Source organism: Sphingopyxis sp., from assembly GCF_050916055.1.
In the GTDB taxonomy this organism is placed as follows: domain Bacteria; phylum Pseudomonadota; class Alphaproteobacteria; order Sphingomonadales; family Sphingomonadaceae; genus Sphingopyxis.
The window spans coordinates 1,289,016-1,309,938 of the sequence record NZ_CP051527.1; the positions used below are offsets into that span (position 1 = coordinate 1,289,016).

18 protein-coding genes are annotated in these 20,923 nt (G+C 65.3%); 5 read left to right on the forward strand and 13 right to left on the reverse strand.

From position 1 onward, the window contains the following. The first annotated feature begins 37 nt into the window (after positions 1–37). The 4 genes from HEQ22_RS06345 (at position 38) to HEQ22_RS06360 (ending at position 4,438) form a co-directional block, all read left to right on the forward strand. A complete protein-coding gene (locus tag HEQ22_RS06345; protein WP_432770347.1) occupies positions 38–1,009 on the forward strand; it encodes an ROK family protein in 972 nt (323 codons plus the stop codon). 43 nt (positions 1,010–1,052) lie between these two features. Continuing rightward, the gene (locus tag HEQ22_RS06350) at positions 1,053–1,793 is read left to right on the forward strand and encodes a gamma-glutamyl-gamma-aminobutyrate hydrolase family protein (protein WP_432770348.1); all 741 of its coding nucleotides are present in this window, start codon (positions 1,053–1,055) and stop codon (positions 1,791–1,793) included. 183 nt (positions 1,794–1,976) lie between these two features. Further along, positions 1,977–3,350 (forward strand): aspartate aminotransferase family protein, encoded by a 1,374-nt coding sequence (locus HEQ22_RS06355; protein ID WP_432770349.1) that lies wholly within the window; start codon positions 1,977–1,979, stop codon positions 3,348–3,350. Between the two features lie 143 nt (positions 3,351–3,493). Beyond that, positions 3,494–4,438: a DUF808 domain-containing protein gene (locus HEQ22_RS06360; RefSeq protein ID WP_432770350.1), complete on the forward strand. Its 945-nt coding sequence runs from the start codon at positions 3,494–3,496 to the stop codon at positions 4,436–4,438. A gap of 169 nt (positions 4,439–4,607) precedes the next feature. On the opposite strand, the gene HEQ22_RS06365 is transcribed toward HEQ22_RS06360, so the two are convergent. From HEQ22_RS06365 to HEQ22_RS06400, 8 genes are all read right to left on the reverse strand, one after another. After that, positions 4,608–5,738 (reverse strand): ABC transporter ATP-binding protein, encoded by a 1,131-nt coding sequence (locus tag HEQ22_RS06365; RefSeq protein ID WP_432770826.1) that lies wholly within the window; start codon positions 5,736–5,738, stop codon positions 4,608–4,610. A 121-nt stretch (positions 5,739–5,859) separates the two neighbouring features. Then, positions 5,860–6,702 (reverse strand): ABC transporter permease, encoded by an 843-nt coding sequence (locus HEQ22_RS06370; RefSeq protein ID WP_432770351.1) that lies wholly within the window; start codon positions 6,700–6,702, stop codon positions 5,860–5,862. Then, positions 6,702–7,607 (reverse strand): ABC transporter permease, encoded by a 906-nt coding sequence (locus HEQ22_RS06375; RefSeq protein ID WP_432770352.1) that lies wholly within the window; start codon positions 7,605–7,607, stop codon positions 6,702–6,704. Before HEQ22_RS06375 ends, HEQ22_RS06370 begins: the two co-directional genes overlap by 1 nt. A 24-nt stretch (positions 7,608–7,631) precedes the next feature. Further along, the gene (locus HEQ22_RS06380; RefSeq protein WP_432770353.1) at positions 7,632–8,738 is read right to left on the reverse strand and encodes an ABC transporter substrate-binding protein; all 1,107 of its coding nucleotides are present in this window, start codon (positions 8,736–8,738) and stop codon (positions 7,632–7,634) included. Positions 8,739–8,845: 107 nt separating this feature from the next. Beyond that, positions 8,846–10,237 (reverse strand): glutamine synthetase family protein, encoded by a 1,392-nt coding sequence (locus tag HEQ22_RS06385; RefSeq protein WP_432770354.1) that lies wholly within the window; start codon positions 10,235–10,237, stop codon positions 8,846–8,848. A 7-nt stretch (positions 10,238–10,244) separates the two neighbouring features. Further along, positions 10,245–11,588 carry an aspartate aminotransferase family protein gene (locus HEQ22_RS06390; protein ID WP_432770355.1) on the reverse strand — a complete coding sequence of 448 codons (1,344 nt, stop codon included), beginning with the start codon at positions 11,586–11,588 and terminating at the stop codon, positions 10,245–10,247. Beyond that, the gene (locus HEQ22_RS06395; RefSeq protein ID WP_432770356.1) at positions 11,585–12,865 is read right to left on the reverse strand and encodes an NAD(P)/FAD-dependent oxidoreductase; all 1,281 of its coding nucleotides are present in this window, start codon (positions 12,863–12,865) and stop codon (positions 11,585–11,587) included. Before HEQ22_RS06395 ends, HEQ22_RS06390 begins: the two co-directional genes overlap by 4 nt. Positions 12,866–12,878: 13 nt before the next feature. Continuing rightward, entirely contained in the window at positions 12,879–14,225 is a 1,347-nt protein-coding gene (locus HEQ22_RS06400) for a glutamine synthetase family protein (RefSeq protein ID WP_432770357.1), read from the reverse strand. Positions 14,226–14,385: 160 nt separating this feature from the next. On the opposite strand from HEQ22_RS06400, the gene HEQ22_RS06405 reads away from it, so the two are divergent. Beyond that, positions 14,386–15,702, forward strand: a complete 1,317-nt coding sequence (locus tag HEQ22_RS06405; protein ID WP_432770358.1) for an aspartate aminotransferase family protein — start codon at positions 14,386–14,388, stop codon at positions 15,700–15,702. Here HEQ22_RS06405 and trpC read toward each other — a convergent pair. The 5 genes from trpC to HEQ22_RS06430 all read right to left on the reverse strand — a co-directional run bounded on the left by trpC (position 15,699) and on the right by HEQ22_RS06430 (position 20,917). After that, a complete protein-coding gene (trpC, locus tag HEQ22_RS06410; protein ID WP_432770359.1) occupies positions 15,699–16,499 on the reverse strand; it encodes an indole-3-glycerol phosphate synthase TrpC in 801 nt (266 codons plus the stop codon). The genes HEQ22_RS06405 and trpC overlap by 4 nt on opposite strands. Continuing rightward, complete coding sequence (trpD, locus tag HEQ22_RS06415; RefSeq protein WP_432770360.1) at positions 16,496–17,494, reverse strand: anthranilate phosphoribosyltransferase; 999 nt, start codon at positions 17,492–17,494, stop codon at positions 16,496–16,498. Before trpD ends, trpC begins: the two co-directional genes overlap by 4 nt. Further along, on the reverse strand, positions 17,491–18,081 hold the full coding sequence (locus HEQ22_RS06420) for an anthranilate synthase component II (RefSeq protein WP_432770361.1): 591 nt from the start codon (positions 18,079–18,081) through the stop codon (positions 17,491–17,493). The genes trpD and HEQ22_RS06420 overlap by 4 nt, the downstream gene beginning before the upstream one ends. A 220-nt stretch (positions 18,082–18,301) precedes the next feature. Beyond that, positions 18,302–19,363 (reverse strand): alpha/beta fold hydrolase, encoded by a 1,062-nt coding sequence (locus tag HEQ22_RS06425; protein WP_432770362.1) that lies wholly within the window; start codon positions 19,361–19,363, stop codon positions 18,302–18,304. A gap of 36 nt (positions 19,364–19,399) precedes the next feature. Then, entirely contained in the window at positions 19,400–20,917 is a 1,518-nt protein-coding gene (locus HEQ22_RS06430; RefSeq protein ID WP_432770363.1) for an anthranilate synthase component I family protein, read from the reverse strand. Between the last annotated feature and the right edge of the window lie 6 nt (positions 20,918–20,923).

Below are 20,923 nucleotides of genomic sequence, written 5' to 3' on the forward strand. Positions count from 1 at the left end.
GGGTCATGCGACATTCCTGTACCGACAAGGGAGAGTCATGAGCAAGTCCATCGTCACGGTCGATATCGGCGGCACCCATGCGCGCTTTGCCCTTGCCGAGATCGACGGCGGCCGCTGCGTTTCTCTGGGTGCGGAAACCACGCTGCATACCAAGGACCACGCCAGCTTCCAGACCGCGTGGCAGGATTTCGAACGCCAGCAGGGCGGCAAATTGCCGCGCGCGGTGGCGATCGCCAGCGCCGGTCCGACCAAGGGAGAGATCATCCGTTTCACCAACAATCCATGGATCATCCGCCCGGCGCTGATCGGCGAAAAGCTGGACGTCGATGAGTATGTGCTGATCAACGATTTCGAGGCGGTGGGCCATGCGGTCGCGCAAGCGGGCGAAAGCTATTTCGAGCGGCTGAGCGGCCCCGACGAGCCGCTGCCCGCGCGCGGCACGATCAGCGTGATCGGCCCCGGCACCGGGCTGGGCGTCGCGCATGTCTGGCGCGACGGGGCCGATTACCGGGTGCAGGCGACCGAAGGCGGGCATATCGACTTTGCGCCGCTCGACAGCATCGAGGATGCGGTGCTGGCGCGGCTGCGCAAGCGTCACCGGCGGGTGTCGGTCGAGCGCGTCGTGTCGGGGCCGGGGATCGTCGATATCTATGAAACGCTGGCGAGCATGGAGGGCCGCGCGATCACGCCGCTCGACGATCGCGAGATATGGACCCGCGGGATGAAGGGCGGCGACAGCCTTGCCGCCGCAGCGGTCGACCGCTTCTGCCTGTCGCTGGGCAGCGTCGCAGGCGACCTGGCGCTGGCGCAGGGGGCGAGCGGGGTCGTCGTCGCGGGTGGGCTGGGCCTGCGCATCCGCGAGCAGCTGGTCCGCTCGGGCTTTCCCGAACGCTTCGTCGCCAAGGGGCGCTTCGAAAATTACATGGGCGCGATCCCGGTCAAGCTGATCACCCATCCCCAACCGGGCTTGTTTGGTGCGGCGGCGGCGTTCGCGCGCCAGTTCGGCTGAGATTCCGCTGGCGTCGGCGCCGGAAAATCGGCAGCAAGGGGGCATGTCTTCGCGCCCCGTCCTCGGCATCATCGCCTGCAACCGCATGGTCGGGGTCGAGACCGCGCAGGCGGTGATGAACCGCTATGCGACCGCGGCGATGCAATATGCCGATTGTGCGGCGCTGATCATTCCCTCGTTGCCCGATTTCATGCGCGCCGCCGAGGTCGTCGAGCGGCTCGACGGTGTGCTGCTCACCGGGACGCCGTCGAACGTCGAACCGGCGCGCTATGGCGATGCGGCGGTGGGGGAAGGGCCGTTCGATCCCGACCGCGACGGGATGATGATCGAACTGGTCGACGCGGTGATCGCGGCGCGGCGGCCGCTGTTCGGCATCTGCCGGGGGTTTCAGGAAATCAACGTCTCGCTGGGCGGGACATTGCGGCGCGACACGTCTGCGAGCGCGCAGCTGCTTCTCCACCACGCGCCCGACGGGGCGGATTTCGACGCGATGTTCGACCATCGCCATCCGGTCGATCTGGTCGCCGGCGGGATGCTGGCGACCGCTTATGACGCGCCGACGCTGGAGGTGAATTCGGTCCATTATCAGGGGATCGGCAAGCTGGCCGACGGCCTGACGGTCGAGGCACGGGCGCCCGACGGGCTGGTCGAGGCCTATGGCGCGCGGCCGAACGGGGCACCGCTGCTGGCGGTGCAATGGCACCCCGAATGGGCGACCGACACGAGCGAGGAAAGCCAGACCTATTTCCGGCTGCTCGGCCGCGCGTTAAGGGGCGAATTATGAACCGCCGCGTGACCCGCTACGATCGCTATCTGGCGCGGATCAGCTTTTCTCCTTGACCCCGTAAACTTGGTCTCGGTGCGCTCGTGTCGGGCGGAGCCGAGACAGTCATCGTCGCAGCGCAAGGCCGAGAGGCATCTCGACTTCGCTCGATGCCAACAGTTTACCGGAGCCAGGAGTTTTCATATGCCCCGCAATCACGATATCGCCGAACTCAAGCGCCTCGACGTCGCGCACCATCTGCCCGCGCAGGCCGATTGGGCCGAAATTGAAAGGCTCGGCGGCAGCCGCATCATCACCCATGCCGAGGGCTGTTATATCCACGACGGCGACGGTCACCGCATCCTCGACGGGATGGCGGGGCTGTGGTGCGTCAACGTCGGCTATGGCCGCGAGGAACTGGTCGAGGCGGCGGCGGCGCAGATGCGCGAGCTGCCTTTTTACAACACCTTCTTCAAGACCGCGACGCCGCCGACCGTGATGTTGGCCGCCAAGATCGCCGAACTGACCGGCAATCGCCTGCCGCACATCTTCTTCAACGCGTCGGGCAGCGAAGCCAACGACACGGTGTTCCGCATGGTGCGCCATTATTGGAAGCTGAAGGGCGAACCTAAGCGCACCATCTTCATCAGTCGCTGGAACGCCTATCATGGCTCGACCGTCGCCGGGGTTTCGTTGGGCGGCATGAAGGCGATGCACGCGCAGGGCGACCTGCCGATCGCCGGGGTCGAGCATGTCCGCCAGCCCTATGCCTTTAACGAAGGGCAGGGGATGAGCGAGGACGCGTTCTGCGACGCGTGCGTCCAGGCGATCGAGGACAGGATCATCGAGGTCGGCCCCGAAAATTGCGCCGCTTTCATCGGCGAGCCGGTGCAAGGAGCGGGGGGCGTGATTATCCCGCCGAAGGGTTATTGGCCGAAGGTCGAGGCGGTGGCGCGCAAATATGGGCTGTTGATCGTCGCCGATGAGGTCATCTGCGGCTTCGGGCGCACCGGCAAGATGTGGGGGCACGAGACGATGGGCTTCACCCCCGATTTGATGCCGATGGCGAAGGGGCTGTCGTCGGGATATTTGCCGATCTCGGCCACCGCGGTCGCCGCGCATGTCGTCGAGGTGCTGAAGACCGGCGGCGATTTCGTCCACGGCTTCACCTATTCGGGGCATCCCGTGGCGGCGGCGGTGGCGCTCAAGAATATCGAGATTATCGAGCGCGAGGGGCTGGTTGAGCGGACGGGCAGCGTCACTGGCCCGCATCTGGCCAAGGCGCTCGCGACCTTGAACGATCACCCGCTGGTCGGCGAGACGCGCTCGATCGGGCTGCTCGGCGCGGTCGAGATTGTTGCCGACAAGGATACGCGCGCCCGCTTTGGCGGCGCCGAAGGGACCGCGGGGCCGATGGCGCGCGATGCGTGCATCGCGAACGGGCTGATGGTGCGCGGTATCCGCGACAGCTTGGTGATGTGCCCGCCGCTGGTGATTTCGACCGAACAGATCGACGAGATGGTTGCCATCATCCGCAAATCGCTGGATGAGGTGCTGCCGAAGCTTAGAGCGCTTTAGCACATTCCCAAATTCCGTTCGTGTCGAGCGAAGTCGAGACACGTGAAGTCGAGCGCGAACTCAACGTGTCTCGACTTCGCTCGACACGAGCGGCTAGAGGGATGATGAATGCCCTCACCGAATAGAAGAAAGACCAACCCTCTATGCCCTCCGGCCTTTTTGCCCTGCTCGATGACGTCGCCACGATCGCCAAGGTGGCAGCGGCCAGCATCGATGACATCGGTGCCGCCGCGTCGAAAGCGGGGGTGAAGGCCGCGGGGGTGGTGGTCGACGATGCCGCGGTCACGCCGCGTTACGTCACCGGCTTTCAGCCCAACCGCGAACTGCCAATCATCTGGCGCATCGCCAAGGGATCGTTCTTCAACAAGCTGGTGCTGATCCTGCCGGCGCTGCTGTTGCTGTCGGCGGTGGCGCAATGGGCGATCACGCCGCTGCTGATGATCGGCGGCGCCTATCTGTGCTTCGAGGGCGCCGAGAAGGTCTGGCATTCGCTGCACAAGGATAAGACGCCGCTCGCCGAGGCGGCGGAAATCGTTGCTGACAAGGATCATGAAGAAACGATGGTGAAGGGCGCTATCCGCACCGATTTCATCCTGTCGGGCGAAATCATGGTGATCGCGCTCAACGAAGTGATCGACGAAGCCTTTGCGATGCGCGCCGCGACGCTGATCGTCGTCGCGATCGCCATCACGATTGCCGTCTATGGCGCGGTCGGGCTGATCGTGAAGATGGACGACATCGGGCTGCATATGGCGAAAGCGGGGAACAGTGTCCGCCGCGCGATCGGGCGCGGGCTGGTGGCGTTCATGCCCAAGCTGCTCGGGGCGCTGGCGCTGGTCGGCACGGCGGCGATGCTGTGGGTCGGCGGGCAGATCATCCTGCACGCGCTCGACGAATATCATATCGGCAATCTGGGCCATAGCCTGCACGATTTCGCCCACTCGGTGGCGGGCGACCTGCCCGCGGCGGGCTTGTGGGAATGGCTGATCAATGCCGGCGGTGCTGGGGTGTTCGGGCTGGTGCTGGGCGGGCTGATCGTGGCGGTGCTGCATCTGTTGCCGGGGAAGGAACAACCCGCAGCGCATTGATCGCGGGCCGAGACCGCAAGGCCGCCGTGCCCTTGCGAAGGCAGGGGCCCATCTTCTGCGCGAGCGGTTTCCGGCAAAGGGATATGTCAGACCGACGGAATCGGTGATGGCCCCCTGCCTTCGCAGGGGCACGCGAATTACCCCAACAACACCACCGGCCCGCTCGGCATCAGCCGAGCAAAACAACCGGACTATCGGCGCGCCAGTGCATGCTGACCTTGTCGTCCCAAGTGAAATCCTCCTGGTCGTGGCGCGACAGGTTCGGGCGCGACACGCGCAGGCGAGCGCCGGATTCGAGTTCGATCTCGAACAGGGTGATATCACCGAGGTAGCTCATGCCTTTGATCTTGCCGCGGGCGAAATTATAGCCGTCGGGGGCGTCCTGCGCCGCAGCTTTCACCGCCTTGCCCGCGCCGGGAACGTGGAGATAGATCTTCTCCGGCCGCAGCGCGATCCACACATCGGCGCCGTGCGGGCCGGTGACGCCGTGGTTCAAATAGACTTTGCCCAGCCCCGGACAATCGACCGCCGCCTTGTCGGGCTCGTCGAGGGTCAGCTTGCCCTCGAAGATGTTCACCGATCCGACGAAATCGGCGACGAAGCGGTTGGCGGGATATTCGTAGAGATCCGACGGGCTGGCGAGCTGCGCCACCTCGCCCTTGTTGATCACCGCGATGCGGCTTGCCATCGACAGCGCCTCGTCCTGGTCGTGGGTGACGGTAACGAAGGTGATGCCGACCTGGTCCTGCAGGTCCGAAAGTTCGAATTGCATCTGGGCGCGGAGTTTGGCGTCGAGCGCCGACAGCGGTTCGTCGAGCAGCAGCACTTTCGGGCGCATGACCAGGCTGCGCGCGAGCGCGACGCGCTGGCGCTGGCCGCCCGACATCTGGTCGGGCATGCGCTCGCCAAAGCCGCCAAGCTTGACGAGCTCGAGCGCCTCGGCGACGCGGTCCTTGACCTCGCCACCCTTCAGCCCGGCTATCTTCAGGCCATAGGCGACATTGTCGGCGACGCTCATGTGCGGGAACACCGCATAGCTCTGGAACACCATGTTCACCGGCCGCTTGTTCGGCGGAATGCCCGCCATATCCTGCCCGTCGATCAGGATCCGGCCCTCGCTGGGTAGTTCGAACCCCGCGATCATCCGCAACAACGTGGTCTTACCGCAGCCCGACGGGCCGAGCAGGACGAAGAATTCGCCCGCGACGATATCGAGGCTGACATTGTCGACCGCGGTCACCTTGCCGAAGCGCTTCGAGACATTCTGGATCTGGATGATCGGCTTGGCGGGTTCGGTCATGGTCAAAGGTTCAACCTATCAACACCGTTCGCATCGAGCGAAGTCGAGATGCCCATCGGCAGTGCGCGCCTTCGGGGTGTCTCGACTTCGCTCGACACGAACGGAAAAAGAGGGTGGCCCATCAATGCGTCTCCGCAATGGCTTTTACGCCCTGGGCCTTCAGCGCGATAAAGGTCAGGGCGACGGTCAGGAGGATGAGCAGGGTCGAGGCGGCGTTGACCTCGGGGGTCACCGAGAAGCGGACCATCGAATAGACCTTCACCGGGAAGGTGATCGTGTCGGGGCCGCTGGTGAAATAGGTGATGACGAAATCGTCGAGGCTCAAGGTGAAGGACAGCAGCGCCCCCGCGACGAGCGCGGGCTTGATGTGCGGGATCAGCACGTCGCGGAACACCTGGCTTTCGTTCGCACCGAGATCCTTGGCCGCCTCTTCCTGCTCGCGGTTGAAGCTGGCAAGGCGCGAGCGGACGACCATCGTCACGAAGGGAAAGCAGAAGGTGATGTGCGCGATGGTGATCGCGCCGAGGTTGAACGGCCAGACGAGATCGGTCGGCCAGTCGGCCGCGGCGAAGAACATCAGGAAGGCGACCCCGAGGCAGATTTCGGGAACGATGATCGGCAGCGAGATCGTCCCGTCGATCGCATCCTTCCACGGGAAACGAAAACGCCACAGCATCACCGCCGCGAGCGTGCCGAGGACGAGGCTGGCGAGTGTCGCGAGCGCCGCGATGGTCAGCGAATTGAGCAGCGCCTCGACCAACTGGTCGTTTCCCAGCGCCTTTTCATAATATTTGGTGGTGAAGCCCCGCCACACGACGTTGCGCTTGCTGTCGTTGAAGCTGAAGATCATCAGCACGACGAGCGGCGCATAGAGGAAGAGCATCACCGCCCCCACCCACAGCCGCATCCACAGCGTGCGGCTATATTCGAGCGGGGCGCGCGGGGTGCGGGAGAAGACGGCCATCAGCGGGCCTCGGGCACTTTTTTGCGCATCGACTGGATCGCGATCAGCGCGAACATTGCGTATATCAGCAAGAAGGAGAGCGCGGCGCCGAACGGCCAGTCGTTGGCTTTCTTGAACTGGCGTTCGATCACGTTGGCGATCATCTGGCTGTCGGTGCCGCCCATCAGATCGGGGGTGAGGTAGGCGCCGAGCGCGGGGATCAGCGTGATCATCACCCCGGCGATGATGCCGGGCGCCGCGAGCGGCACGACGATCCGCATGATGGTGCGGAAATGCCCGGCGCCAAGGTCGAGGCTCGCCTCGATCAGGCTGCGGTCGAGCCGGTCGAGCGCGGCGTAGAGCGGCAGCACCATGAACGGCAGATGGACATAGACGAGCCCGAAGACGACCGCGAAATTGTTGAACAGCAGTTGCACAGGCTCCCAGGTCGGGAGTGGCTGGAGCCCGACGAGCGTCTTCACCCAACTCGTCCCCTCCCACAGCGCGCCGAGCCCCTTGTTGGCGAAACCCTGCGTGCCGAGCAGCATCATCAGCGCATAGGTGCGGATGAGGAGGTTGGTCCAGAAGGGCAGCATGATGCCGAGGAGCAGCCACGGCCGCCATTTCTCGCTGGCAAAAGTGATCGCCATCGCGACGGGGAAGCCGACGATCAGGCAGATCAGGGTGACGAGCGCGGCGACCGCGAAGCTCTTGCCGAAGATGGTGAGATAGAGCCACTCGGTTGCGCGCTTGTAATTGTCGAGCGTCCCCGAAATGTCGATTTCGGTCAGGCCCTTATTCTCGCCGAAGCTGTAAAGCCAGACGATCGCCATCGGGACGAGAAAGAAGAGGAGGACCCAGAGCAGCGTCGGCACCGACACCGCCGCAAAGGCGCGCTTGCTGGTCTTCCAATCCTGTTCGGCCACCCCCCGATGCCCCCGGTCAGGCCGTCAGGCCGCCCGGACCCGCGTGAAGGCCTCTTCGTAGAGCGGCTGCAATTCGGCGTTGAACTTGGCATATTCGCATTTCGCCAGCACGTCGGCGGGCGGGAAGATCACCGGGTTGTTCTTGTAGGTATCGGGCATCAGCGCCTTCGCGGCGGCGTTGGGGGTCGGATAGAGGATCGTCTCGGTGATCTTCTTGCCGACCTCTGCGTCGAGCATATAGTTGATGAAGGCGTGGGCATTCTTGGGATGCGGGGCGCCCTTCGGGATGCACAGATTGTCCGAATTTAGCTGGCTGCCCTCCTTGGGCACGACGAAGTCGATGTCGTCGTCTTCGGTCATCGCCTGCGCGATGTCGCCATTATATTCGAGCACCAGATCGACGTCGCCCTTGAGCAGCAGGTCCTGTCCGTCGTCCTCGTGGAATTTCTGGACGTTGGGCTTTTGCTTGATCATCATCGCCTCGATCGTCGCGATGTCGGCGGGGGTCAGCGCATTGACCGACTTGCCGAGATATTTGCCATAGAGGCGGAACATGTCGCCGGCTTCGGACAGCCACGCGATGCGTCCGGCATATTCGGGGCTGTCGAACAGCGGCTTCCAGCTGTCGGGTTTCGCCTTCACCTTCGACTTGCGATAGCCGATCCCCAGCGTCAGCCAGGTGTACGGCATCGAATGCTTGCGCTGCGGATCATATGCGACGTCGATATAGGCGGGGTCGATATTCTTCATGTTCGGGATGAGCGACTGGTCGAGCGGCATCAGCATGTCGGCCTGAACCATGCGCTCGACGAAGTCGTTCGACGGCACAATCACATCGTAACCGGGGTTGCCGGCCTTGAACTTGGCGAACAGCACGTCGTTGCTGTCGAACAGGTCCATCGTCACATCGACCCCGGACGCTGCCTTGAAGTCGGCGAGCGTCGTCTCACCGATATAGGTGTCCCAGTTGTAGAAGTTCAGCCGCGCCTCTTCGCCGTTCGCGAGCTTCTTGCCCTCGCCCTTGCTGCACGCCGCGAGGCCGCCGAAGCTGATACCGATCGCCGCGACGCTCATCGCCTGGAGCAACGAGCGGCGGCCTCGGCCTTGAGCGAGCAGTTCATTCAGATCCATGACGCGGCCTCCCTGTTGGTGACGTCAAGCTGACTCAATAAGCGCGGCTTGGAAAGAGGTTTTTTTGCGGTGCAGCACGAATCTTTGAAAGATTCGTACGCGAAAGGTCAGGCGTTGCGCAGGTACCAATCGTAATCGAGCGTCGGGACGACCCCGAAATAACGGTCCTGCTCGACGCGCTTCACGATGCTGAACATATCGACGAAGCGCGCGCCGAGATAGTGGCGCATCAACGCCGAGGCGTGGAAGCGGTCGACCGCGGCGAACCAGTTCGACGGCGGCTTGTCGTCGCCCGAGGCATCGCGGTCATAACCGTTGCCGACCACTGCGGTGCCGGGATCGGTCCGGTTGGTCATGCCGTGATGCATCCCGGCGAGCACCGCGGCGACCGCGAGATAGGGGTTGGCGTCGGCGCCGCAGGCGCGATGCTCGACATGGCGGCTTGGCGGCGGGCCGGCGGGAATGCGGAACGACACGGTGCGGTTGTTGACGCCCCAGGTCGGCGCGACGGGGGCATAGCTGTTCGCCTTGAAACGGCGATAGCTGTTGGCGTGCGGGGCAAAGAGCGCGAAGGCGTCGCCGACGCTGGCGATCATCCCGCCGATCGCATGGCGCAGCGCGGGGGTGCCTTCGGGATCGTCGCTGGCAAAGATGTTGGCACCCGCGCCGTCGTTGACCGAGACGTGGATGTGCATGCCGCTGCCAGCCTGTTCAGCGAAGGGTTTCGCCATGAAAGTGGCTTCGAGGCCGTGCTGCTGGGCCACGGCTTTGACCAGCCTCTTGTACATGATCGCATCATCGCAGGCGCGCAGCGCGTCGGGTTTGTGGCGCAGCGTCAGCTCGAATTGGCCCGGCGCAAATTCGGAAATCGCGCTTTCGAGTGGAATGTCCTGCGCGTCGGTCGCGGCATAAAGCGCGTCGAAGAAGGGACGGAAATCGTCGAGTTCGCGGAGGCCGTAAACCTCGACATTGCGCGGCGTGTCGCGGCTGTAGCCGGGGCGGGCGGGACGGATGCCGCCGTCGCGCGCGCGGCGCGGATCGACGAGATAGAATTCGAGTTCGACCGCGAGCACCGGAGTCAGGCCGTCGGCAGTAAAGCGGTCGATGACGCCGCCGAGCACGTGGCGTGGGTCGAGGTCGTGCGGGGTGCCGTCGAGTTCGTAGAAATCAACGAGGAATTGCGCCGCATGGTCTCCGCCCCAAGGGGTGCGGACGAGGGTGCCGGGGATCGGCTTCATCGAGCGGTCGGCGTCGCCATCCTCCCAGACGAGGCCGGTTTCGACGGTGTCCTGCCCGGTGATGTCGACGACGGTGATCGATCCGGGGAACATGCGGCCGCTGTCATACACCGCCATCACCTCATGCTGGCGCAGCCGCTTGCCGCGCGGCACGCCGCCCATGTCGGTATAGATCATCTCGATCGAGTCGACATCGGGGTTGGCCTTGAAAAAGGCCTCGGCCTCCGATCGCGGCGCGACTGTACCCGATGACTTCGACATCGCCCCTCTACTCCTTCAACGCTTTGGTGCAGTCGGCGAAGCCGTCCACCAACCGGTCGATCTGGTCGTCGCCGGTCACCGGGCTCACCAACATCATATTATGAAACGGCGCCAGCAAAATCCCGCGATTGGCGAGGAACAGGTGGATCGCGGCTTCGAGTTCGGGCTGCATCGTTGCCTTCGCCTCACCGCCATTGCGCGGCGGGGTGGAGCAGGTGAGGAATTCGACCCGCGCGCCGACCTGGGTAACGTGCCAGTCGAACCCGGCGGCGGCGATTTCCTGCTCCAGCCCGGCGACCAGGCGCGCGGCGCCGCGCAGCATATGGTGGTAGGCGGCGGCGGTAATGACTTCGCCCAACATGGCGTCCATCGCGGTGATCGCGAGCGCATTCGCCGACAATGTGGTGCCGATGCCGCTATGGCCCGGCGGGCGTGATCGGTTGAGCGCGGCCATGCGTTCGGCAACTTCCGCGCTGAACCCGTAGACCGCGCACGGCACGCCGCCGCCGATCGACTTTCCGACGACCGTCAGGTCGGGCGCCGGCCCATGGGTGACGCCATGGCCGCCATAGCCCGACGAGATGGTGTGGGTTTCGTCGAAGACGAGCAAGGTGCCGGTCTCGTCGCAAAGCCGGCGGAGGGTCGAAAGATAGCCCGGTGCATCGCGGACCATACCGACATTGGTCATCACCGGTTCGGCAAGGACGCAGGCGATATCGCCGCCGCGCAGCGCGATCCCGAGCGCTTCAACGTCGTTGAACTCGACGACGACGGTCGTGTCGCGCAGGTCGTGGACCTGCCCGACCAGGCTGGCGCGCATCACCGGTGCGCCGTCCTTCAGGTCGACGAAGGCGTCATCGACCGCGCCATGATAGGCGCCGTTGAAGACCAGGATTTTTCGCCGCCCGCTGATCGCGCGGCACCAGCGGATGACGGCGCGATTGGCTTCGCTGGCGGTCGTCGTGACCTGCCATTGGGGAAGGCCGAACATCGCCGCCAGCTTGTCCGAGAGCTGCGCGCCGCACCCTGTGGGCAGCATATAGCTCAGCCCTTCGCCCGCCTGTTTCGCCAGCGCCGCGGCGAGGGCAGGGGGCGAATGGCCGAACAGGCTGGCGGTGTCCCCGAGGCAGAAATCGTCGTAGGTCTGCCCGTCGATGCTGGTCAGCGTCGCGTCCTTTGCCGACGCCGCGACGATCGGAACCGGGCTGGGCCAATCCGCCATCCAGTGGAACGGCACCGACTGGAACCAGCCGCTTGCCGCGGCATGATGCGCAAAAGCGCGCGGATTGCCGGCACGGAAGCGCTCGGCTTCGCGCGCCGCGACGCGCGCGATCGCGGCGTCGCCGATCATCCGAGCCGATCCCGCAATGCATACCACAGCAGCCCCAGCGTCGCGAGCGGCCGGCGCAGCCACTTGCCGCCGGGGAAGGGCCGCGACGGCAGGCCCGCCAGCACATCGAAGCGCTCGGCCGTCCCCGCCATCGCTTCGGCGATCAGTTCGCCGGCGAGCGTCGTCACCAACGCGCCGTGGCCCGAAAAGCCGTGCGCGAAAAAGACGTTCCCGCGTCGCCCGATATGCGGCAGCCGGTTCATCGTCACCGCGACTGCGCCGCCCCAGCCATAGTCGATCTTGGCTTCGGCGATCTGCGGGAAGACCTGCGCCATGAACGGCCGGACGAAGGCTGCGATGTCGCGTGGCGGCGTCTGCGAATAGCGCTCGCCGCCGCCGAAGATCAGGCGCTTATCGGCCGACAAGCGGAAATAATTGAGCACGAAGCGACTGTCGGCAACTGCGGCGTCACTCGGCAGCAGCGCATCGGCATCGGGTAGCGGTGCGGTCGCGATATTATAGTTCATGATCGGCACGGTGTAGCGGCCGAGACGCAGCCCGACATTACCCGTCCAGATGTCGCTCATCCAGCTATCCGCCGCCATAATCACGTGCTTTGCCCGAATATCTCCGCCCAAAGCGGAAACCACGGGCTGGAGGCCATCCTCGACGCCGAACGCGCGACAGTCCTCGAATATGGTCACGCCGGCGGCAAGGGCGGCTTTGCCGAGGCCGATCGCGTAGTTGATTGGGTGGAAATGGCCGCCTTGCGGGTCGTAAATCCCGCCGTGATATAAGCCGCTGTCAATATGTGCGCCCATGTCCGACTTGGGGACGACGTCGCTCCGATAATTGAAACGCGCCGACAGATACTCGGCCTCGCGCCGCGTCGCGTCGAAATCGGCGGGCGTCCATGCTGCTTCGAGATGGCCTGACTTCTGGTCGCAATTGATACCGTGCTTTTCGATGCGGGCTCTGACGGGGTTCTGGCGCCAGCAAAGGTCAAACAGCGCGTCGGCGCGCTGTGGGCCAAAATCCTTTTCCAGTTCTGATGCGGTCCAGCGAAGCCCGGGAATGAGTTGGCCGCCGTTGCGTCCCGACGCGCCGAAAGCGATCTTCTCTTTTTCCAGGAGTACGACCGAAAATCCGCGTTCAGCGCAAGCGAGCGCCGCAGACAAGCCAGTGAAGCCGCCGCCGATGACGACGACATCGCACTGCCGATCGCCGTCCAGCCGTGGCTGTGCGGGCCAGCGATGCGCGCTCCCGCCATAATAGCTGTAGGTTAGCGGGTCCGACATTACGCAGCGCGGGTCAGACCCGCATCAACAGATGTTCGCGCTCCCAGCTCGACACCACCGACTGATAGTTGAACAGCTCGTAATCCTTCACCGCAAAGAAGATTTCGAAGAAGTCGTCGCCGAGCAGGTTGCGGACCTTTTTGCACGAGCTGAAGCGATCAAGCGCCGCCTCCAGCGTGCGCGGCAGGGTGCGGGCGCGGTTATAGGCGCTGCCGGTGATCGGCTTGGGCGGCACCATCCGGTCGACCATGCCGATATAGCCGCACACCAGCGACGCGGCGATCGCCAGATAGGGATTGCTGTCGGCGCCGGGCAGGCGATTTTCGACGCGGCGGTTGTTCTTGTCGGCGATCGGGACTCGGAAACCGCAGCTGCGGTTATCCTCGCCCCACTGGACGTTGATCGGCGCCGCGCTGTCGGGGCGCATGCGGCGAAAGCTGTTCACATTGGGCGCCCACATCGGCGAGATTTGCGGCATGAAGCGGATCAGCCCGGCGATGTAGCTGCGGAACATCGCGCTGTCGCGGCCGTTCGCGGTCGCGAACAGGTTGCGCCCGGTTTCGGCATCGACGACCGACTGGTGGATGTGCATTGCGCTGCCCGGCTGCCCCGCCATCGGGTTCGCCATGAAGGTCGCATAGACGTTATGCTGCTTGGCGACGTTGCGGACGACGCGCTTGAACAGGAACACCTCGTCGGCGAGGCGCAGGGGGTCGCCGTGGATGAAGTTCACCTCCAGCTGCGCGGCGCCCATTTCGTGGATCATCGTGTCGATATCGAGCCCGATCATCTCGCAATCGTCATAGATATGATCGATGATATTCTCATATTCGTTCATCGCCTCCAGCCCGTAAGGCTGGCTCGCGGTCTCGCTGCGTCCCGACTGGCCGACGGGAGGGGTCAGCGGGAAATCTGGGTCGGCATTCTGCGACACGAGGTAGAATTCAACCTCGGGCGCGATAATCGGGCGCCAGCCCTTTTCGGCATAGAGCGCGAGCACCTTTTTCAGGATCGTGCGCGGCGCGATGTCGACTTCGGTCCCGTCGCGGTTGAGCGCGTCGGCGATGACGAAAGCGGTGGGCGAGGTAAAGCCGGGCGCGACGCAGATCGTGCTGGGGTCGGCGATCAATATCTTGTCAGGATCCTTGTCCCAGATATCGTCGATGTCCTCCGGGTAATGACCGTCGATCGTGCAGATGAAGACGCTGCCCGGAATGCGCAGCGACTTGTCCTTGACCGACGACAGGAACTTCTTGGCCGGCAACACCTTGCCGCGCTGAACCCCGTTGATGTCGGGGACGATGCATTCGACTTCGTCGATCTTATGGTCACTGATCCACTGTTCCAGATTGACTGACATGTGCCCCCGATTGGGCCGAGGAGCCGGCCCGATTGTTCGCGCGCAGCCTATCGTGAAGTCGCTCGCCGCGCCAGAGGGCCGTTATCGGCCATTTTCGCCATTGCCAGCTTCGCGGCGCAAGCCCAGATTGTCGGTTCGACAGGCAAAGGAGCAAGCCGCGATGAAGGGCGACAATGACCAGCTGGCAGCGTTCTGGATGCCGTTTACCGCCAACCGGTCGTACAAGGCGCAGCCGCGCCAGCTCGTGTCGGCGAGCGGGATGCATTATCGGAGCAGCGACGGGCGGACGATCCTCGACGGCACCGCGGGCCTGTGGTGCAGCAACGCCGGCCATTGCCGCCCCGAGATCGTCGAGGCGATTGCCAAGGCCGCGGCGACGCTCGATTTCGCGCCAACGTTCCAGCTCGGCCATCCGTTGCCGTTCGAGCTCGCGCAGCGCCTCGCCGAACTGATGCCCGTCGGGCTCGACCGGATATTCTTTACCAACAGCGGGTCGGAATCGGTTGATACGGCGCTGAAAATCGCGCTCGCGATCCAGCGCGCCAAGGGGCAGGGGACGCGCACGCGGCTGATCGGGCGCGAGCGCGGCTATCATGGCACCGGCTTCGGCGGGATCAGCGTCGGCGGGCTGGTCAACAACCGCCGTGCCTTCGGCGGCGGCCTGCCCGGCGTCGATCATCTTCGCCACACCCACGACATCGAACGCAACGCCTTTTCGCGCGGTTTTCCGCAGCATGGCGCCGAACTTGCCGACGATCTGCAGCGGCTTGTCGACCTCCACGGCGCCGACACGATCGCCGCGGTGATCGTCGAGCCGATGGCGGGATCGACCGGGGTGCTGGTGCCGCCGATCGGTTATCTCCAGCAGCTGCGCGAGATATGCGACCGTCACGGCATCATCCTGATTTTCGACGAGGTGATCACCGCTTTCGGCCGCGTCGGCGGCGCGACCGCGGCGGGGACGTGGGGGGTGACGCCCGACATCATCACGATGGCAAAGGGGCTGACCAACGCCGCGGTGCCGATGGGCGCGGTCGCGGTGAAGCGCGAACTGCACGATGCGGTGTTGGACAGCGTGGCGGGCGGGATCGAGCTGTTCCACGGCTATACCTATTCGGGCCACCCGCTGGCGAGCGCGGCCGCGCTCGCGACGCTCGACCTTTACGCCCGCGACGGGCTGTTCGATCGCGCTACCGATCTTGGCGCTTATTGGGAGGATGCCGCGCACAGCCTGAAGGGGCGGCGCCATGTCATCGACATCCGCACGATCGGGCTGGTCGCGGGCATCGAACTTCAGCCGCGGCCCGGTGCGCCGACGGCGCGCGCGATGGAGGTGTTTCACGCTGCGTTCGACGACGGCCTGCTGGTCCGCGCGACGGGCGACATCATCGCGCTGTCGCCGCCGTTGATCGTCACCAAGGCCGAGATTGACGAAATGTTCGGCAAGCTCGCGGCGCTGCTCGACACGATCGATTAGGCGGCGGGGTCCTGTCCCTCAAGCAACGCGCGCGTTGCCGCCGTGACGTCAGCCTGGCGCATCAGGCTCTCGCCGACCAGAAAGGCGCGGACACCGCTCGCGGCAAGGCGCTGGCAGTCGGCGTGGCTCGATATGCCGCTTTCGCCGACGAGCAAGGTGCCGGGCGGGACAAGTTTGGCGAGGCGTTCGGTGACGCCGAGGTCGGTTTCGAAGCTGCGAAGGTCGCGATTGTTGACCCCGATCAGCCGCGATTGCAGCCGCATCAGTGCACGGTCGAGTTCACCCTCGTCATGCACCTCCACGAGCACGTCCATGCTGCGCTCGGACGCGGCGGCCTCGATTTCCTGCATCGCGCCGTCGTCGAGCGCGGCGACGATGATCAGGATCGCGTCGGCGCCGATCGCGCGGGCTTCGGCGACCTGCCAAGGGTCGATCATGAAATCCTTGCGCAGTGCGGGCAGGGGGCAGGCGGCGCGAGCGGCGACCAGATATTCTTCGTGGCCCTGGAAATATGGGGCATCGGTGAGGACCGACAGGCAGGCGGCGCCGCCCGCGGCATAGGCGCGGGCGTGATCGGCGGGGTTGAAATCGTCCCGGATCAGACCCTTGGAGGGCGATGCTTTCTTGATCTCGGCGATCAGGGAGAAGCCGCCTGCGTCGATTTTTGCCTGCAACGCGGCGTGGAAGCCGCGTACCGGGGCGGCGTCGATGGCGTCGAGATCGGTGAGGGAGCGCAGGGCGCGGCGCGCCGCCACTTCTTCGGCTTTGGTGGCGAGTATCTGGGTCAGCTTGTTCATTTATACGCGATCCAGCAGTTGAGCAGCGCGTTGGCGAGTCCCTTGTCGATCGCTTCGGCGGCTTCCTCGACGCCGTCGGTCAGCGTATCGACCGCGCCCGCGATGACGAGCGCCTCGGCGGAATTGTATAGCACCGCGTCGCGATAGGCGCCGGGGGCGCCCAACAGCAGTTCGCGCAGCGCTTTCGCGTTGTCGGCGGCATCACCGCCGCGGATGGCCTCGATCGGATGGGTGGGCAGACCTGCGTCGCTGGCATGACTGCGCTGCATGAACACGCCCTCGGCGTTGACCACCGCGACCTCGTTGCCGCCCGCGAGTGACAGTTCATCGATGCCCTCGTCGCCCGAGACGACGCGCGAATGCTCGGTGCCGAGCCGGTGCAGCGCCTCGGCATAGACGGGGACATAGGCGGGGCGGGCGATGCCGATCAGCTGCCGGGTGACGCGTGCGGGGTTGGCGAGCGGTCCCATCAGGTTGAAGATGGTGCGGCGGGCGAGTTTCTGGCGGATCGGCTGGATGCGCTTCATCGCCGGATGATGATTGGCGGCGAACAGGAAACAGATGCCGAGGTCGGCGAGGGTCGCTTCGGCGAGGCGCCCGGCGCGCTCCATGTCGAGGCCGAGGACTTCGAGCGTGTCGGCGGCGCCCGATTTCGACGAAGCGGCACGATTTCCGTGCTTTGCGACCGGAACTTCGCAGGCTGCGACAACGATAGCGACGGCGGTCGAGACGTTGAGCGTGTGGTGGCCGTCGCCGCCGGTGCCGCACACATCGATTGCGCCGGTGGGGGCGTCGATGGGGACCAGGCGGTCGCGCAGCGCCTGCGCTGCGGCGGCGATTTCGACCATCGTCTCGCCGCGATCGGACAAAGCGGTGAGGAATTCGGAGATCTCGTCCTCGCTGGTGCGCGCATCGAGGATGTCGGCGAAGGCCTGCGCGGCCTCGTCATGATCGAGCAGATGCGCGGGATCGGGCAGCGGGCCGAAGCGGCTCATGCGACTTGCCGCGCCAGAACGGGCAGTCCGGCCAGTCCCATAAAGTTGGCGAGCATCGCGTGGCCATGTTCGGTCGCGATGCTTTCGGGGTGGAATTGAACCCCGTGGATCGGCAGCTCGACGTGGCGAAATCCCATCACCGCGCCGTCGTCGCTGGTCGCGTTGATGATCAGGCAATCCGGAATATCGACGACTTCGAGGCTGTGATAGCGCGTGGCCTGAAACGGCGAGGGCAGGCCGGCATAGAGCCCGCTGCCGTCGTGGCAGACGGGCGACGTTTTGCCGTGCATCAGATGGCCGCGCTGGACGGTGCCGCCGAAATGCTGGCCGATCGCCTGATGGCCAAGGCAGACGCCGAGCAGCGGCTTTTTCGCCTCTGCGCAGGCGGCGACGAGGTCAAGGCTGATCCCGGCTTCGTTCGGGGTGCAGGGGCCGGGTGAGATCAGGATCGCCTCGGCGCCGGTCGCGAGGGCGTCGGCGGCGGTCAGCGCGTCGTTGCGTTCGACCCGCACCTCGGCCCCCAGCTCAATCAGATAATGAACGAGGTTGAAGGTGAAGCTGTCGTAATTGTCGATGACGAGGATCATGGGGGTGGGCCGTAATGGGTGAAGACGCGCGAGTGAAGCAATAAGTCCTTTTGTGCGGACGAGGCGGGATTTGCTGGTCCATGTTCCTCCCTGTCGCGCAGCGATGGGGAGGTGGCAGCGGCGTAGCCGCTGACGGAGGGGCTTTGGCGCTACCGTTGCCGCCCCCCGTCAGCGCTTCGCCGCTGCCACCTCCCCACGGCTTCGCCGCAGGGAGGATTGATTATTCCGCCATCAGCTTGGCCAGGTCGTCCTTCCAGAATTTCGCCCAGGTGTGCGTGCCGTGGCCCTTGGTTTCCGGGCTTGCGGGGATCAGGATGAATTTGGCTTGCGGCATCCGCGCCACTGCGGTTTCGGCGATGCCGTAGGCCGGCGGGTTGATGAAATCGTCGGCGCTGTTGATCCACAGCACCGGCACCGTGATTTTCTCGAGACCGGGCAACGGGTTGTAGGTGCGCGAGCTGTCGAACTGATAGATCATGTCGTTCGCATCGGCGCGGCCAAAGGCGCGGGCGAAGGCCGCGTCCTTATAGGCTTCGGCGGCCGCGCGGGTCGGATATTGCGCCTGCAGCGCATAGGGGTTGGCACCCGCGACGAGCAGCAGCGAGGTGGCGGTGCGCAGCCCGGCGGTGGGCGGTTCGCGGTAATCGCCGCCCTGCCACGCCGGATCGGCCGTGATCGCGTCGATCAGCAGCGTGCGCCACATGCGGTTCTGACCCGCGATCTCGACCGGCAGGCAAGCGAACGGCGCGATGCGTTCGGCGAAGCCGGGATAGGCCTCGCCCCAGACGAAGGCGTGCATGCAGCCCATCGACGTGCCGAGGATCAGCCTGAGCTTTTTGACCTCCAGCTTTTCGGTGAGCAGGCGGTGCTGCGCGGTGACCATGTCGGCATAATCATAGCGCGGGAATTTCATCCGCATCCCGTCGCTCGGCTTCGACGAGCCGCCGTGGCCGATATTGTCGGGCAGAATGACGTAATATTTCGCGGTGTCGAGCGGCTGGCCGGGGCCGAACAACTCGCCCGCGAACTGCGGCTGGAGGAACTGTTTGCCGCTGCCGCCGGTGCCGTGGAGGATCATCACCGCGTTGGTGACATGGCCCGCCCTGTCGCGCTGCGGGGTGCCGAGCGTGGTGTAGTGCATCTTGAGTTCGGGCAGCTTTTCGCCGGTGGCGAAGGTGAAATCCGCCAGTGTGGCGTCATGATCGGTCGGCGCCGGGTCCTGCGCGTGGGCGGGCATGACGCTGGCGAACAGCAGGGCGAGCGGGACAAGATGTCTGAGCATGGTGGCGACGCTAGCGCCCGCCCCGCGGTGGTCAAGCTATTGCCCGTAGCGTGGCGTCCCGGCCAATCGCACGGCCTCGCGCGCCGCGGCGAAGAGCGCCCCGGCCTTGGCCTCGCATTCGCGCTGTTCATAGGCGGGGTCGCTGTCGGCGACGATGCCGGCGCCGGCCTGGACGTGCATTTCGCCGTCCTTGACGATCGCGGTGCGCAGGACGATGCAGCTGTCCATATTGCCGTCGGGGGCGAAATAGCCGACGCCGCCGGCATAAGGCCCGCGCGCGTCGGCCTCAAGCTCGGCGATGATCTGGCAGGCGCGGACCTTGGGGGCGCCGCTGACGGTACCCGCCGGGAAGCCCGCGAACAGCGCATCGATGGCGTCCTTGTCGGGGGCGATGCGGCCGATGACGTTCGACACAATGTGCATGACGTGGCTGTAATATTCGACGGTGTAGCTGTCAGTGACGGTCACCGATCCGCCAATCGCGGCGCGGCCGACATCGTTGCGGCCGAGGTCGAGCAGCATCAGATGTTCGGCGCGTTCCTTGGGATCGGCGAGCAGGCTGTCGCGATTCTCGACATCCTCGGCGCTGGTTTTGCCGCGCGGCCGGGTGCCCGCGATGGGCCGGATCGTGATCTCGCCGTCACGGACGCGAACGAGGATTTCGGGCGACGAACCGATCAGCGCAAAGCCGGGCAGGTCGAGGAAATAGAGGAAAGGCGAGGGATTGATACGGCGGAGCGCGCGGTAGAGATCGAACGGCGGCAGGTCGAACGGGGTCGAGAAGCGCTGCGACAGCACGACCTGAAAGATGTCGCCCGCGGCGATATAGTCCTTCGCCGCCGCGACCATTTCGGCGAAACGCGCGGGGGTGGTGGCCGGGGAAGCGGCGATGTCGGCGGGCTGCGCATCGCTCGCCGCGCGGCCGGCGGGCGCGGCGGCCGACGACAGCCGCGCCGCGATGGTGTCGAGCCGGTCCTCGGCGACCTCGATCATCCGGTCGATCGCACCGTCGGGGTCGGGCCAGATCGGCGCGATGAGGAAAAGCTCGTCGGCCAGCCGGTCGAACACCAGGATCACCGTCGGGCGCACGAAAATCATGTCGGGCAGGCCAAGGCCGGGGCCGGGCGCGCGCGGGATGCGTTCGATGAGGCCGATCGTTTCATAGGCGAAGAAGCCGACCAGCGTCGCGAGCGCCTTGGGCAGCGCGGCGGGCACGTCGAACCGGCATTCGCCGACCAGATCGCGCAGCGCCTGCAGCGCGGGAGCGGCGACCGGCGCGAACGCGCTGCGGTCATGCTGCCAGCCGCGGTTGATCCGCGCCGCATCGCCGCGCACCTCTAACATCAGGTCGGGGTCGAGTCCGATCAGGCTGTAACGGCCGCGCGTTTCGCCGCTCTCGACCGATTCGAGCACCCAGTCGCCGCGGCCCGGCTCGATCAGCTTGAGCGCGGCGGAGACCGGGGTTTCGACGTCGGCGATCAGCCGCTGCCACACCGCGCCGCCGCGGCCCTGCGCCAGCGCCTCGAGCGCTGCGGCCCTGCCTTCGAGCGCCACGCCGGG